The sequence below is a fragment of the Ruegeria sp. BF12 genome (genome assembly GCF_056538705.1).
In genome coordinates this window covers 16,109-31,493 of the sequence record NZ_JBQFTP010000020.1, presented here as the reverse complement: position 1 = coordinate 31,493, position 15,385 = coordinate 16,109, and the positions used below count along the sequence as shown (strand labels likewise).

General features: G+C 57.3%; 12 protein-coding genes. 3 read left to right on the top strand and 9 right to left on the bottom strand.

Annotated features, from left to right (window positions below; translation table 11 throughout):
- Positions 1-4 precede the first annotated feature (4 nt).
- From ACR0J0_RS21425 to ACR0J0_RS21410, 4 genes are read right to left on the bottom strand one after another with little or no spacing between them, the layout of a single operon-like run.
- Positions 5-1,279, bottom strand: a complete 1,275-nt coding sequence (locus tag ACR0J0_RS21425; protein WP_480666018.1) for a bifunctional folylpolyglutamate synthase/dihydrofolate synthase — start codon at positions 1,277-1,279, stop codon at positions 5-7.
- Complete coding sequence (gene accD / locus ACR0J0_RS21420) at positions 1,276-2,208, bottom strand: acetyl-CoA carboxylase, carboxyltransferase subunit beta (RefSeq protein WP_480666017.1); 933 nt, start codon at positions 2,206-2,208, stop codon at positions 1,276-1,278. Before accD ends, ACR0J0_RS21425 begins: the two co-directional genes overlap by 4 nt.
- Before the next feature lie 59 nt (positions 2,209-2,267).
- Entirely contained in the window at positions 2,268-3,164 is an 897-nt protein-coding gene (locus ACR0J0_RS21415) for a CPBP family intramembrane glutamic endopeptidase (RefSeq protein WP_480666016.1), read from the bottom strand.
- On the bottom strand, positions 3,157-6,255 hold the full coding sequence (locus tag ACR0J0_RS21410) for an ABC transporter transmembrane domain-containing protein (RefSeq protein WP_480666015.1): 3,099 nt from the start codon (positions 6,253-6,255) through the stop codon (positions 3,157-3,159). The genes ACR0J0_RS21415 and ACR0J0_RS21410 overlap by 8 nt, the downstream gene beginning before the upstream one ends.
- A gap of 244 nt (positions 6,256-6,499) precedes the next feature.
- On the opposite strand from ACR0J0_RS21410, the gene ACR0J0_RS21405 reads away from it, so the two are divergent.
- From ACR0J0_RS21405 to ACR0J0_RS21395, 3 genes are all read left to right on the top strand, one after another.
- The gene (locus tag ACR0J0_RS21405; RefSeq protein WP_480666014.1) at positions 6,500-7,261 is read left to right on the top strand and encodes a DUF6478 family protein; all 762 of its coding nucleotides are present in this window, start codon (positions 6,500-6,502) and stop codon (positions 7,259-7,261) included.
- A 10-nt stretch (positions 7,262-7,271) separates the two neighbouring features.
- Entirely contained in the window at positions 7,272-7,631 is a 360-nt protein-coding gene (locus ACR0J0_RS21400) for a hypothetical protein (protein ID WP_480666013.1), read from the top strand.
- 90 nt (positions 7,632-7,721) lie between these two features.
- The gene (locus ACR0J0_RS21395) at positions 7,722-9,248 is read left to right on the top strand and encodes an MFS transporter (RefSeq protein ID WP_480666012.1); all 1,527 of its coding nucleotides are present in this window, start codon (positions 7,722-7,724) and stop codon (positions 9,246-9,248) included.
- Positions 9,249-9,298: 50 nt separating this feature from the next.
- On the opposite strand, the gene ACR0J0_RS21390 is transcribed toward ACR0J0_RS21395, so the two are convergent.
- The 5 genes from ACR0J0_RS21390 to nqrM form a co-directional block, all read right to left on the bottom strand.
- Positions 9,299-10,642 (bottom strand): S41 family peptidase, encoded by a 1,344-nt coding sequence (locus ACR0J0_RS21390; RefSeq protein WP_480666011.1) that lies wholly within the window; start codon positions 10,640-10,642, stop codon positions 9,299-9,301.
- A gap of 6 nt (positions 10,643-10,648) precedes the next feature.
- Complete coding sequence (locus ACR0J0_RS21385; RefSeq protein WP_480666010.1) at positions 10,649-11,779, bottom strand: murein hydrolase activator EnvC family protein; 1,131 nt, start codon at positions 11,777-11,779, stop codon at positions 10,649-10,651.
- On the bottom strand, positions 11,776-13,293 hold the full coding sequence (gene gpmI / locus ACR0J0_RS21380) for a 2,3-bisphosphoglycerate-independent phosphoglycerate mutase (RefSeq protein WP_480666009.1): 1,518 nt from the start codon (positions 13,291-13,293) through the stop codon (positions 11,776-11,778). Before gpmI ends, ACR0J0_RS21385 begins: the two co-directional genes overlap by 4 nt.
- Positions 13,294-13,396: 103 nt before the next feature.
- The gene (locus ACR0J0_RS21375) at positions 13,397-15,070 is read right to left on the bottom strand and encodes a sulfatase-like hydrolase/transferase (protein ID WP_480666008.1); all 1,674 of its coding nucleotides are present in this window, start codon (positions 15,068-15,070) and stop codon (positions 13,397-13,399) included.
- A 73-nt stretch (positions 15,071-15,143) separates the two neighbouring features.
- Entirely contained in the window at positions 15,144-15,380 is a 237-nt protein-coding gene (gene nqrM, locus ACR0J0_RS21370; RefSeq protein WP_480666007.1) for a (Na+)-NQR maturation NqrM, read from the bottom strand.
- Between the last annotated feature and the right edge of the window lie 5 nt (positions 15,381-15,385).

Genomic DNA, 15,385 nt, shown 5'->3' with positions numbered 1-15,385 from the left:
CGCCCTACCCGTTTTCGCGCAGGATGTTTCCGGCCAGATACAGTGAACCACAGATCAGAACCCGTGCCAGCGGGTCTTTTTCGGTGATGGCTTTCAGAGCCTCTGAAACAGTGCCGGCCGTAGACGCCGTCAGTCCGACCTGAGCGGCTGCATCGGCCGTATCTTCTGCGGTCAGTGTATTCGCTTCGCCCGGGATAGACACGCCCGTTAGGCTTTGCGCCTGCGTTGCCAACGGGGCAAGATACCCGGTGACATCTTTTGTGTTCAGCATCCCACAGATCATATGGGTCGGGCGTTCGGGTAGTTTTGACAGCAGATCGGCCAACGCATGCCCTGCAGCCGCGTTGTGCCCACCATCCAGCCACAGCTCGGCCTTTGGGGCCTGTTCGACCAACGGTCCGGTTTTCAGGCGCTGCATGCGAGCGGGCCATTCGGCCTTGGTCACAGCGGCCTCGTATGCGTCGTCCCCAAGGTTCAGGTGGCGCAATACGGCCAGCGCAGCCCCAGCATTCTGGATCTGATGTGCGCCCAGAAGGTTGGGTAACGGTAGATCGCGCAGGCCCGTTTCGTCCTGATAGACCAGCCGACCATTTTCCTCGGTGACGTGCCAGTGCTGACCATGCACCAGCAACGGCGCGCCCAGACGCGCTGCGGTGTACTCGATAACCTCCAGCGCTTCGTCCTGCTGTGGCCCAACGATGCAGGGTACGCCGGGCTTTATGATTCCGGCCTTTTCCGCCGCGATTTTGCCCAACGTGTTTCCCAGGAATTGTTCATGGTCGATGGAGACCGGAGTGATGACCGTCACCGCCGGTTCGTGAATGACGTTGGTAGCGTCCAACCGACCGCCCAACCCGACCTCGAGCAAGGTAAAATCGGCCTTCGACCGTGCGAACGCCAGCAAGGCCGCACAGGTCGTGATCTCGAAATAGGTGATGTTCTCACCACCATTGGCGGCATAGCATTCATCCAACACCGCCGTCAGATCGGGCTCGGAAATCAACTCGCCGGCCAAGCGAATACGCTCATGAAACCGTGCCAGATGCGGCGAGGTATAGGCGTGCGCAGACAGCCCTGCCCCCTCCAGACCCGCACGGATCATCGCCTGTGTCGAGCCTTTGCCGTTCGTACCGGCGATATGGATCACCGGGGGCAGCTTGTCCTGCGGATTACCCAAGGCGGCCAGCAAACGCCAAACGCGGTCCAAGGTCAGGTCAATGATCTTGGGGTGCAGCGCCATCATCCGATCAAGGATGACGTCTGATGTCTGGGTGGTCATTTCTCTTCCGCAACTTCAGCCGGAGCTTCGGCTTTTACGTCCTCGGGCTCTGGCGCAGGCAGATCGCCTTTGACGGCCGGAGGCTGGTTCATCAGCATGCGCGTGATGGTGACCAATTCGTCACGCATTTCGGTGCGCTTGGTCACACGGTCCAACATACCATGATCCAGCAGATATTCCGCGCGCTGGAACCCTTCGGGCAGTTTCTCACGGATGGTCTGCTCGATCACGCGCGGGCCGGCAAAGCAGATCAGGGCGTTGGGTTCCGAGATATGGACATCGCCCAACATTGCGTAAGAGGCCGTCACACCACCTGTGGTCGGGTGCGTGAGCACGACGATGTAAGGCAGATTCGCCTCTTTCAGCATTTCCACCGCCACGGTCGTACGCGGCATCTGCATCAGGCTCAGGATCCCTTCCTGCATCCGCGCGCCACCGGCCGCCGAGAACAAGATCAGCGGGCGTTTCAACTTTACCGCCTCTTGCGCGGCCGCAATGATGGCGTTGCCGACATACATGCCCATCGATCCGCCCATGAACGAAAAGTCCTGAGCGGCGGCGACGATCGGGGTACGCCCGATTTCACCTTTAGCAACAAGCATTGCCTCTTTCTCGCCCGTCTTTTTCTGCGCTGCCTTCATCCGATCCGGATACTTCTTCTGATCACGGAACTGCAGAGGATCGTCCTTAGGAGCGGGCACCGCCACTTCGGTGAAGATGCCACCGTCGAACAGGTGCTGGAACCGTTCGCGCGGCGTGATCGCCATATGGTGCCCGCACTGGGTGCAGACATTCTGGTTTTCCGCCAGTTCGCGATGAAACAGCATCGTTCCGCATTCATCGCATTTGTGCCAAAGGTTTTCAGGCACTTCGCGGCGCGAGAAGATCGAGTTGATCCGTGGGCGGACGTAGTTTGTGATCCAGTTCATGTCGGAACCTTGCTAGTGCGGCTTTGACGTCAAATAAGACGCTACGGAAAGAAATGCAATCAACGCCTGAGCGCAACCCGCGCTGTTAACCAACTGACAATCATCACGGCGAAATCCACATACAGCCATTGCCGCAGCACCCCAGTGTCCGACATGTCGTACGGCAAAAGATATAAGGCTAGTCCGCTCAAGCCATCAGGCAGTGAGATGAATAACAGCGCCACCATATTGTTGAATAGATGCAATGCAATAGCTGGCCCCAGCGTTCCCGATCTGGCCGTCAGATCTGCTGCCAATAAGCCGAACATGCCGGACCACACCGCCACCAGTAAAGCATTGTCTCCCGCAGAACCTGGGGCGAAATGGCCTGCGGCAAACAGGAACGACGGCAGCCCCATCCAGATGATCGGAGACCGGAACCGCGCGGCCAGGCTTTGCTGCATGTACCCGCGAAATAGCACTTCCTCGGCGCTGGTTTGAATCAGTACAGCCATCAGAGATAAGGGAAGAAACAAGAGCCAGGTCGACAGCGCCAGATTCCGCGTCAGTGTCGCCCCCATATCATACGGGGGAAGGATGGCCACGATGATCCCCACCACAACCAACGCCCTGAAAACGCTCCAGAATTGCACGATACCTTCGCGTCGAGGCCCCAGAATCGAGCGCAGCGACCGATGCTGCAGACGTCGTGCCGCAATGGATACGCCGAACGTGACGAAGGCAAAACTCGCCAAAAGCACCAGCATCGCAGCCGGCGATGCGCCGGTCAGCAGATTTTCAGCCCATTCGAAGGACCCAAGGCCAGAGACCAGAGCAAACAACACGAGGTTCAGCAACGTGACGACAACACCAACAATGGCCAGCCCCACCAGCAGGCGCCACAGTTCGGGTCGTGCACGTCCGGGTTTCACCAGACGCTCATGTGCGGCGTATGCGGCGGGTCGGGTGTCAGACATTACCGGCCGTTTCCTCGCTCTGCTGGTCGTCATCAAAGATCAGTGACGTTGCATTGGCGGCGTTCAACCTCTGAGAAATTGTGGTCAGGTAGCCAGCGACCGTTTGCAGAAGCTGTAATGCGACACCTGCGTCACTTTCGATAACAGCGCGCAATTCTTCGGCCCCAATGCGCAGGAACGAGCAATTCTTGACCGCAACCAGGTCAAATTGCCGGATCTCACCCGTGATTATCGACAAATCTCCGATCAGGCGGCCCGGTTCGATGACCGAAATTGTGCGCGCTGTCCCGTTCTCTTCGTTCCAAATAAGGTCGGCTTCACCCGATACGCACAGGTAAGCGGCATCCGGCGCCTGCCCCTCGGAAAAGATTATCTGGCCAGCTGCGGCATCGTACCATTGCGCCGAGAACGCCAACAACCGTTGATTTCGCCCGTCGATCCCTGAGAACAGCTCGGTCGAAGAGATGATCTTGAGTTTCCGGCTCAGATCGTCCGTGGTGCTGGCGTCTTCGTCGGTTCGGGTTCTCGAAACACCATCTATGCGACCGTCCTTGATCTCGACAAACAGATCATATGCCTCGGGGTGGGCAAAATGGTCTTCCATGAACAGCATGATCGATTCCGGCAGCAATTCACGCAGTTTCAACCTTGTCCTCAACCTGCTCTCGGAATCATGGCTGGCCAGAGCTTTGTCTAGGATCAACACGTCCGGACGCTTGATACCTGCGCGCGAGAACGCGGCGCGTTCCTGGAACACCGTAGGCAGGTTGTTTCCGCCCAATCCCGAAGGCAGGTCGTAGATGGTGGCAGCCGCTCGACGGCGCAGGCCCGCTTCGTTCATGGCGTCGGCCACAACGTCTTCAATCTCATCCTTATGCGCCCCGGCCATCAGGGAAATGCGCCCGAACAGAGCGTTTTCCATAACCGTCATGCGTTCAATATAGGTTTCCGGCGTGACCGGGATAAACATACCATTCATGGACGAGCGCAACTTTTCAGCCTGTCCGCTTCGAATGGCCAAAATCTTGTCTTTGTACTCGTCCGGGAAATCGGGACCGATCTGTTCGGCTGTCAGCAGGAACGGAACAGTCAGTAACAAGGCCCTTTCGCGATCACTGATACCCGCATCACCTCTGGCTTTACGGCGATCCTCGATGTCGAGCAAACGGTGATACATGTCCTTCGCCATACCCAGGCGCAGGAACAACGGGTGGTCCGCCCCGTCCCGGCCGAATGTCTGGTTCAACGTCTCAAGCACTGCGCTTGCGATGCTCATTGCATCATCGTCCAGATCATGGTGGCGCAGCATCCACATGAACCGATCGTCGCCCGCCAGAATATCCGGAGAAATATCGCGCGACGGGGCGGCATAAAGCAGGTTGCCACCCAGCGGAACCGCCGGGTTGAACCGTTCCGGGTCGAACCGATAGACATACCGGGCCAGCCCCTTTTCCTCGAGCCTGTGCGCAACCGTTTCGCGCAAGTTCACAATGTCCCTGGCCAAAGCAGGATGCTGTTCCGGATCGAACTGTGTGCGCAGCGTTCGGCGGAACATGAACTCGTCGATGCCCATCGCCTCGACCAGTCGGAACCACCAGTTACGGATATCCTCAATGTCTTCCAACCCGGCCAAGCCGGGATCAATCCATTCATCCGACAAGGAGTCCGGCGGGTTCCCCGCACGCACAGCTTCAATCTGCCGGCGACTTGGTGCCTTTTTCGCATCTGCTTCGTGTTGCGGGTGCGTCCGCAACGGCATCAATAGGTTATCACCCAGTGTTCCATCGAAAAGATAAGGCCGTGAATACGCATAACCAATCCGTGCAGCTATCACAGACTGATGCAGCTTTCGCAGATCATGGCCCGCGATTGTGACTTCCCCCTGAACCGGCAAAAGCTCTCGTGTCAGCAATTGTGCCAATGCGCCGCGCTCGGCCGCGCTTGCCGATTGGATGGCAACACGTGCGCCTTTAGGGATGGTCAGGTCGATGTCTTCGAGGATCGTTTTCCCGTCATCATCCCGCACCGTGACATTGCGCAGTTCAATGTCGCCGGTGAGGTGGGGAATCGAGTCAGGCTTACCAACAAACAGTTCTTCGGGGATCATGTTGTCCGGTGCAAAGCGCTCGGTCACGACTTCCCAGCGCAGCGACATGTCCTGAACCTGATTGTAATAGGTTAGCAGGTCTTTCCATGGGCCACTGAGATCCTTGTATGCCCCAAGCGCCGCAACAAGCGCACCCACCGTCACCTCACCCTTGATCGCCAGATAACCACCAACCGAATAGAACAGGAACGGCGTCATCTGAGTGATCAGATTGTTGAGGAACTTCATGAAGAACTTTTTGTTGTAGATCTTGAATCGGATCTCAAACAAAGTTCCCAACCGGTGGCTGAACTGGGCCAGCCGGTACCGCCAACCGCCATTGGTACGAAGATCGCTGATCCCCGCCGCGCTTTCACCGATTTCCGAGCTTAGGTGTCGCACCTCTTGAATTCGCTCTTTGTTCAGCAGATTGATCTGGCGCTGCAGCTTGGGGATCAGCCAAGCCTGCAACGGGATCAGCGCAATACTGGCCAGTCCGAACCACACACTTTGCATGAACAGAAAGGTGACGATTGTCATCATCTGACCGAACTGAAACACCGGTTGGGCAATCGCGTCACCCATCAGGCCGCCCATCGGCTCGGCCTCCGACGTGATCATCGAAACCAGCTCACCCTGGCTGGTCGTGGCAAAGTACGATTTCGGAAAACGCATGGTACGATGGATCAGGGTAAAGCGCAGCCGACGTAACATGCGTTCGGCCAGCACACCTTTCATCGTGTTGATACGCATTTTCATCAATCCACTGGCGATTACAGTCGCCAGAAAGGCCACACAAAGGATCAGCAGGTATTGGACCTGCGTAAATGTGATGCCCAGAACTGTGACGCTATCACTGGGCGCACCAATTGCGTCGTTGATGATTTGCTTTGGCAGTTCGAGCGAGGCATAGAGAAACGGAAATGACAGCACTGTCAGAAACAACAGCACAAGCTGTTGCTTTTTCGAATACTTCCAGATGAACGCAAATAGAGTGGGTTCCATGCCCCGGCCTTGCCTCAGAAATTGATACGCGGTTTTTTTCGGATGATCCACAGCAATCAAGTGCCGGACGGTACGCACAGTCCTGGTTGATTGCAAGAACGGCGGTCGCCCTAGCAGACGTCATCGGCGATGCCCAGTCACAAGCGTGTCAACAGGTGGGCAGAATTATCCGCAAATTCGCGCATTCGGTCTTATCCTTGCCACCGTCTTTGACTAAAGAGGGTCAAGTTCAGACGATGGGACCATGGGCAGACTTCTGGATCGATATTTACACCGCAAAGCGCTTGCGCGTTGGCGGCGGGCTGCGCAAGGCGCGGTCGGGGCCACGACACCGCAATTGCGCCAACAGCGCGACGAGGCGCGCAGATTACGGGTACAGCTGGACCGGTTGATACATGAAGCAAACGGTCGGCTGACGCGGCCCTTGATTGGATCAACCCAGTTCCCGAAACCTCTGGGTACTGACTGGAGCTGGCGCCCGGAATTGTGGCGCGATCCGCTACCCCAACTTGGCACAGCCTCGATCCCGCGCAGGGCGGAGCTGGATCGGCAGGTGGGGATCTTTCATGACTGTACCTTGTCCGAGATCGGCGTTCGGCAATCACGAAACACAGATGAAAAAGATCTGGCAGCTTTCGGGCTCAGCATAGAGGTCTTTGGCTTTTCAGGTACTTTTCTATCCCTGTCCCTGGATCTACCGCCCGAGGCCGCCGAGGGGTTGACCCGGCAGCATCTTATTCGTGTTGATGCGCTGATTGAGACCGAACGCCCACTAGAGATTTTCGCTCGGCTCAATATTCAGCACGGCCCCAATACCGATTCCGTACCACGGGCGCTGGATTTGTCTGCCCTCTCGAACTCACTGGATTTCGACCTTGCCAAACTGCCCCTGAACGAGCGGCGTATCGACAAGATCTGGCTGGATCTGGTTCTGAGCAATCCGGCAATGAACCGCGTGGTCATCCGAGACCTGACCTTTTGCCGCCACCACCGCGCCGACTTGTGAGAACATGTCCATGACACAACCGATCCTGACACCCACCCTGTTCGAAAACGGTATTTGGCGCGGAATTCTGCAAACAGAAACAGAACCTGCCATCGAAGTGCGCTATCTGGACCAGGTGCTTGATAATGTCCTTTTGTCGGCAATCGATGGAGGTTGGGAGATCACCGTGCCGGTACCCCTTGCAGCGGTATCCGAAGGGGTCCATTGCTTTGTGATTGCGGACACGTTGACGTCGCAGAAACTCGGGGACTTTACGATAATTGCCGGGGCTCCCGCCGACGACGATTTGCGGTCCGAAGTTGCGTTATTGCGCGCTGAACTGGACATGCTGAAACGGGCATTTCGACGCTCTCAGGCTTCGACGGACTGACGGTCGAGCCGCTCGGCAAGGGCAGTTTCCCTATCTTTCCTTTGATTTCCGTGCATCATTAACGTCATCCGCAGCAATCCGGGTGCGCATATGGACCGCAGCAGTATCGTCAAAGTTATCGCCCTGATGGTGACAGGGTTTGGTATCGGTATCGACTTTACCGGTGCCCTAATTCTGGTCCCTGCCATCGAGAACAGTTTTGATGCAGATATCACCAGCACCCAGTGGGTTCTGAACATCTATGCACTGTTCTTCGCCATGACCATGGTCGCCGGAGGCCGGATGGGCGACATGTTCGGGCATCGCAAGATGATGATCATCGGCTTGTCGATTTTTCTGTTTTCCTCCGTCATGTGCTTTGTTTCGCCCAGCCTCGACTTTCTGATCGGTGCCCGTGCGCTGCAGGGTATCGGAGCAGGCTGTGTCTGGCCCTGCACACTTGCCTTCGGTGCGACCAAAGTCTCTCGCCCCGAGCATCGCGCCATGATCATGGGGATGATCCTTGCAGGCGTGACCTGCGGCAATGTTTTTGGCCCCCTGATCAGCGGCGCAGCGGTGAACTTTGGCGACTGGCGGCTGTTCTTCCTTGCCAACGTGGTATTTTCGACCATTTCGATGATTACCGCCCTTGTCCTCATGGAGCGCGAAACCCACCACAAACAGGGTGAGCACATCGACTTTGCCGGAATGGGCATACTGTCTTTCGCTGTTCTTCTGCTGCTTTATGGGTTGGACGTAGGCGCCGATTGGGGCTGGAACTCAGTCCCGTTGCTGATGCTGTTCTTTGTGAGCGCGGTCTTGTTCTTCCTGTTCCCCAAGGTCGAAAAGCGCGTGAAAGAGCCGCTGTTGCTGCCGCAGATGATGCAGAACCGCGAATTTCGTATCACGTTAGGGCTGAATATGTTCAATGTTTCCGCTGCCTTTGTCGGGCTGCTGTACTTTCCGCAATACATGCAAAAAGTTCTGGGCTGGTCCGTATTTGAATCGGCGGTTGGACTGGCTCCACTGACGGTCCTTCTGGCCGTCGGCTCGATTGTCTCGGGCTCGCTTTACAACGATTTCGGTCCGAAACGCCTGCTGTTCTGGGGGTACATGATCGCAACGATCGGCGCGCTGAGCATAGTCGTTATGCCTATCGGATGGGGTTACTTTCAGATTTTGCCGGGAATGGCGATGATCGGGCTGGGTGCAACGTTGACCGTAGGGCCCTCGGGCACGGCCGCCGTATGCGCAGTCAAACCCGAGCGCGCAGGTCTTGTTGGCGGCCTTAGCTTCATGACGCACCTGGTTTATGGCGCGATATCCGTCGCCTGCGCAACGGCGATTATGTATGCCACCAGCCTGTCCAATCTTGGCAAACAACTGGCAGCGGATGGGATAGACATGTCAGAGGCCGATCAACGAGCCATCAACGGTGGGTCGCTTACAACCGACACGGCCCGTGCGGTCATAGAAAAACTGAGCTCGGAAGAGGTCGAAAAAGTCAAATCCGCCATCGCCTCCGCATTCGACATCGGCATGAACATGGCGTTTGTGTTCGCAGCCATTTCGGTCTCGATTGGAGTTATTCTGGCGATGATGCTGGACGAAGAGAAACTCCACAAGGTCGAGAGCTAAGCCCTAACCTTGCAAAAAGGCCGCCGATATCGGCGGCCTCTATTTCCGATTTACTGGGACGGCCCGCCAGTAGGATTGAACGCCGACAGACCCTTGAGGATGTCAATGGCGTAGGCCAGCTGATAATCCTCTTCCCGCAGCTCAGCCGTAGCTTCGGCTTTGGCACGGTCTTCTTCGATCTGACGGACTTCGTCCTCGCTCAGACTGTCGTTGTTCAGGCTGCCGCGCAGGTCCGCTTCGGACCGTGTGCGCGCGTTTGCTTTGTCTTCCTCGGCATCCGGTGTCGGACGTGGCTGTTCAACGATGATGTCCGGGCTGACACCCAGCGCCTGAATCGAACGCCCTGACGGCGTATAATAGCGCGAGGTGGTCAGGCGCATTGCGCCATCACCACGCAATGGCATGACCGTTTGAACCGAACCTTTGCCAAAGCTCTTGGTTCCGACGACAATCGCGCGGCGGTGATCCTGCAGCGCGCCGGCAACGATCTCGGAAGCAGAGGCCGAACCACCATTGATCAGCACAACTATCGGCTTGCCTTCCGCCAAATCGCCCGGTGTTGCGTTGAACCGTTCTCCATCGCTTGGGTCGCGACCGCGGGTGGAAACAATCTCACCTTCGTTCAGGAATGCATCCGAGACCTTGATAGCCTGCGTCAGCAATCCACCGGGATTGTTCCGCAGATCCAGAACGACGCCGTTTACCTTCTCGAGGCCGCCGGCCTCCTCGATCTGCTCGTTCAAACCCTCTTGCAGGTTCGGGAACGTCTGGTCGTTGAACGTGGTCACACGCAGAACAACGCTGGTGCCTTCGGTCCGGGCGCGAACTGCCGTCAGCTTGATCGTGTCGCGGATGATGGTGACATCAAAGGGCTCCTGTTCACCTTCCCGAACAACTGTGATGACGATTTCAGACCCGACCGGTCCGCGCATCAGATCAACGGCCTTGTCCAGCGTCAGGCCAAGAATGCTTTCACCATCAACATGGGTGATGAAGTCGCCTGCTTCGATCCCGGCCTCATCCGCCGGCGTGTCGTCAATTGGCGAGACGACTTTAACAAAGCCTTCCTCCTGCGTGACTTCGATACCAAGTCCGCCGAACTCGCCCCGCGTCTGAACGCGCATCTGTTCGGCATCATCGGGCGAAAGGTAACTGGAATGCGGGTCCAGCGATGTCAGCATGCCATCAATGGCCGCTTCGATCAGCTCTTCGGCCTCAACTTCTTCGACATATTGGGCGCGGATGCGTTCAAAAATATCGCCGAACAGATCAAGTTGCTCATAAACACTGGCCTTACGGTCGGCCTCTTGCGCCAGCAAAGGCCCGGCGATCTGTGTTGTTGCGATTACGCCTGCCACGGTACCGGCCAGGCCAGCCATCAGAAATTTCTTCATACTCGTTTATCCATCCTTGTCGGTCCGAAACCACGCTTCCGGGTCCACGGGGGTATTGTTCTGTCTTACCTCTATATAGAGCGTTTCTGACCGGTCAGTTCCAGTGCCATCACTGCTTGTTGACAAAATAGCGCCGATTTCAGGCGTTTCACCGGGCATTAGCCCAACCGGTGTCCCTTCGGGAATCACCTGACCGGTGTCACCATAAACCTCCTGAAGGCCCGAAAACACGAACAACAAACCTGGTTGAGGCTCAAGGATCATCACATTCCCAAGCTCCAGCAACGGTCCACGGTACCGGATTGTTGCTGCTGTCGGGGATGTAACAATTGCACGTGGTCGGGTTGCCAGAACCACTCCGGGGCGGTTCACGCCCGCTGCATCGGTCTCATTTGCGCGATGGAGAATGACCCCTTGGGTTGGCAAGGAAATCCGCCCTTTCCTGTCCGAAACATCTGCGTTTGTCTCGGCAATCTCACCCTCGGAGATTTCGGACAAGCCACTGGCAAATCCGTCCAATGTCTCGGTCGACGAGATCAGGATCGCCGTTCGCACCGGATCTTCGACGAAACGGCGCGGCAAATCGGTGCGGTCGGCAATTGCCTCACTGAGCCAGGTGCGAGCATTTTGGACGCCGGTCAGGCCTTCGACCAAGGTTTCCGAGGCGCTTTGCTGCAATTGGCGGAGCGTTTGGACCTCCTTCAGATCGCGGGCCAGCGCCTGCGCGCGGGCGTTCAGGCCGGGCGTGACCTCGGACAACATCATACCCGCCCGCGCTGACCCAAGGGGCCCCGACGGATGCAGCATCAGAACCGGGGGCGCCGTTGTTTCGATAGTCTGCAGCACGCCCAACAGCTGCGCCACGTCCTTTTCCCGGGCACGCAATTCCGCAGTCAACTGCGCCTCTCGCGTCGCAGCCATGCGCAAACCGTCCCGCATCGCGGACAACCCGGCCTCATAGGCTTGAATGGTCTCGGTAAGGGCACGAACGCGATCACGGGCGCCGTCCGCTTCGGTCAGGTTGATCGAAGCCCGTTCCAGCATCCGCGCGGCATTCAACGCCGCCGTTGACGGATCGCTCTGAGCGCTGGCGGGCGACGCCAAAAGCATCGCCAGGATAAGCGCGCGAACCCTCATGAAAGCAGGCTCTGACCCGTCATCTCCGGCGGTTGTTCAAGCCCCATCAGGTCGAGCAACGTTGGAGCCAGGTCGGATAGACGACCATCGCGCAAAACCGCGCCCTCTGGTCCACCGACCAATGCCACCGGCACCGGGTTCAGCGTATGTGCCGTGTGCGGGCCGCCGGTTTCCGGATTGACCATGAGTTCGCAGTTGCCGTGATCGGCCGTGACAATCATCGCGCCACCCACCTTGTTCAATGCGGCGACAACCTGAGACAAACCCTGATCGACAGCCTCGCAGGCCTCGATGGCAGCCTGCAGATCACCCGTGTGACCGACCATATCCGGGTTGGCATAGTTGGTGACGATCAGATCATAACCCGCCTCGATGGCCTCGACGAATTTGTCGGTTACCTCGGGTGCCGACATCTCGGGCTGCAAGTCATAAGTCGCAACTTTAGGCGATTTCGGCATGTAGCGATCTTCGCCTTCCTCGGGTGTTTCCTTCCCCCCATTAAGGAAGAAGGTGACATGGGGGTATTTCTCGGTCTCGGCCAGACGGAACTGTCGCAAACCCTTCTTGGCAATCCATTCACCCAGGGTATTCACGATATCCCGTTTGGGAAACACGGTCGTCATGTAGGCGTTGTGGCCGTCTGAATACTCGACCATGCCCAGCAAAGCAGACAACTGCGGGCGCAGGCCAGTGTCGAACTCTGCAAAGTCCGGCTCACCAATGGCCCGCAGGATTTCTCGGGCGCGGTCGGCCCTGAAGTTCAGGCAGAAAAAGCCGTCGCCATCTTTTACACCGTCATAGCCTACAAGTACCGTGGGCACGATAAACTCATCCGTTTCCGACTGATTATAGGCGTGATCCACAGCCCCATGCGCAGTCGCGGCGGCACGGCCTTGGCCGGTGATCATCGCATCATAGGCTTCACTGACGCGTTCCCAGCGATTGTCCCGGTCCATTGCAAAATACCGCCCGCTGACGGTGACGATACGCGCGCCGTCGGGCAGCCGATCTTCAAGCTCCGCCAGATAGGTAAATGCGGATTTTGGTGCAACGTCACGCCCATCCGTAATGGCATGCAACGCCACCGGAACACCCGCATCTGTTATCGCCTTGGCCGCCGCAACGATATGGTTCAGGTGACCGTGCACCCCACCGTCCGAGACCAAGCCCATCAGATGCGCCGTCCCACCTGCTGACTTCACCTTGGCGATGAATGCCTGCAAAGCTTCGTTTTCAAAGAAACTGCCATCCTCAATCGCCAGATCGATCTGCCCCAGATCCATCGCAACAACCCGCCCCGCACCGATATTGGTATGGCCCACCTCAGAGTTGCCCATCTGACCGCTGGGCAATCCGACATCCGGCCCATGCGTGATCAGCGTGGCGTGCGGCCCGTTGGCCATGATCGCATCGAAAGTCGGAGTATTCGCCAGATAAGGCGCGTTGGATTGCGTGTCATCGGACAGGCCCCAACCATCAAGAATGCACAGGACGACGGGTTTGGGGGCGGTCATTGAGGCTCTCCGGATTTCTGCTCTTTCTCGGTCTTGTATCTTCTGACCTTTGGCAATTGAACCGTATTTTATGCGCTGGCGACCAGAATTAATGCCCGACGGCTCATTCCCTGTTTCTGATTTCCTGATATGGGCGCGCTTTGCGGCCGCGATACTTGATGGTCAGGTCCAACGGCGCATCGTTTTCGTCATAAACCCCGACCACAACTCCCCTGCCCCGGCTTTTGGTCCGCATCTCGATCAACTGCTGTTCCGATCGGGTTGTGCGCTGCGATTGGCGGCGTGTCCAGGCAAACAGATGTTCGTACATCTCGGCGATAACATCAGCATGGTCCGCTCTGTCTCCGAGATCGGTGAGTTCCTCTGGATCGTTTTGGAGATTAAAGAGGATTGGCCGGTGCCCGCCTTCACAATGGATCAGCTTCCATTTCTTGTTGGCCGCCATGAACATCACCGCATCCCTGACCGAGGCGTTCAGCATGTCTGCTATCGGTGAGGCCGAGTAGTCGTACTCGCAAATCACCACATCACGTGGCGTTTCCGCGTGCTGCCCTTGCAGGATCGGCAGCAGGGAATGCCCCTCAAGGATGTGGCCCGCGATCTCTCCGCCTGCCACATCCACAAACGTTGGGGCAAGGTCGATAGACTCGACCAGCGCATCGCTGACTGTACCGCGGGTCGCGTCAGCCTCGGGCGACGGGTCGTAGATGATTAATGGCACCTTGGTTGAGGCATCGTGGAAGAATGTTTTCTCTCCCATCCAGTGGTCGCCCAGAAAGTCGCCATGATCCGAGGTCAGCACGATCATCGTGTCCTCCATCCGGCCCGTCTTCTCCATCCAATCGAACAGGCGTCCCATTTGGTCGTCAGCCTGTTTGATCAGCCCCATATAGGCCGGGATCACCGCATTGCGCACGTCCTGGCGCGAGAATGTTTGGCCGATCTTCGTGTCCATGAACGCCCGCAAAACCGGATGGGCGTTCTGACGCTCGGCCTCGGACCGAACCACGGGCAACACATGCTCGGGGCCAAACATCGAAGCGTAGGGTTCCGGCACAATGTAAGGCCAATGCGGCTTGATAAAACTCAGGTGACAGCACCACGGGCCATCATGCATTTCCATGAATTCGATGCCCCGCGCCGTCAGATAGGGGGTTTCGCTGTCCTCTTCAGCGATATTCGCGGGCTCAGCCGAGTTTTTCAGAAACCAGCCAGACAGGACGTTGCCATCCGCATCCAGTCCAGAATTGGCAAAGTCGTGCCAGGGGTTGTCACTCTCGTACCCTTTAGCGGTCAGATACTTGTTGTATTCCTTCGCTCCATCCGGATCGTAATAGCCGTCCGGACCTTCGGGCAGCATTCCGTCGTCTCGTTCGAATACGTCAAACCCGCATTCTGCCACACGCGCCCCGATCAGGCTGTCGGGCTCCAGACCCAGCCGCGCCATCCCTTCAGCATCCGCGCGCATATGGGTTTTGCCGACCAGGAAGCAATCCATGCCGGCCTTGCGCAGATGATCACCCATGGTGATCTCGCCAACCTTCAGAGGAATGCCATTCCACGAGGCGCCGTGTGAGTGCACATAGCGCCCCGTATACGAGGACATGCGGGAACTGCCGCAGATCGGTGACTGGATATAGGCGCGGTTAAACCGCACGCCTTTCGCAGCCAACCGGTCAATGTTCGGGGTTTGTAGATGCGGGTGGCCGTAACAGCTCAGGTAATCCCAGCGCAGCTGGTCGAACATGATGAACAGGATGTTTTTGGCTTCGGCCAAGTCTGCGTCCTCCCCGAACTTCTTCGGGGATTACTTAGCCAGTTTCACCCTAAGAGCGAAGCGCAAACTGCCGTTAGGCCTGACGTTCCATCTGGTCCAGCATTTTCCTGGCGCGTTTGCATTGCAACTGATCGCGCAAGGGGCTGTTCGGGTCGACATCTTTCTTGCAGACCACGCATTTGTCCGCGCCCGAAATCGCGTTCAGGCCGCCGCAGCTGCCCTTGATCGTCTTACCCATCAGCATAACACCAAGAGACATGCCGACCACGATGATCAGCAGCAGAAAGAAAGCTATGATAAAGGTGCTCATTCCGG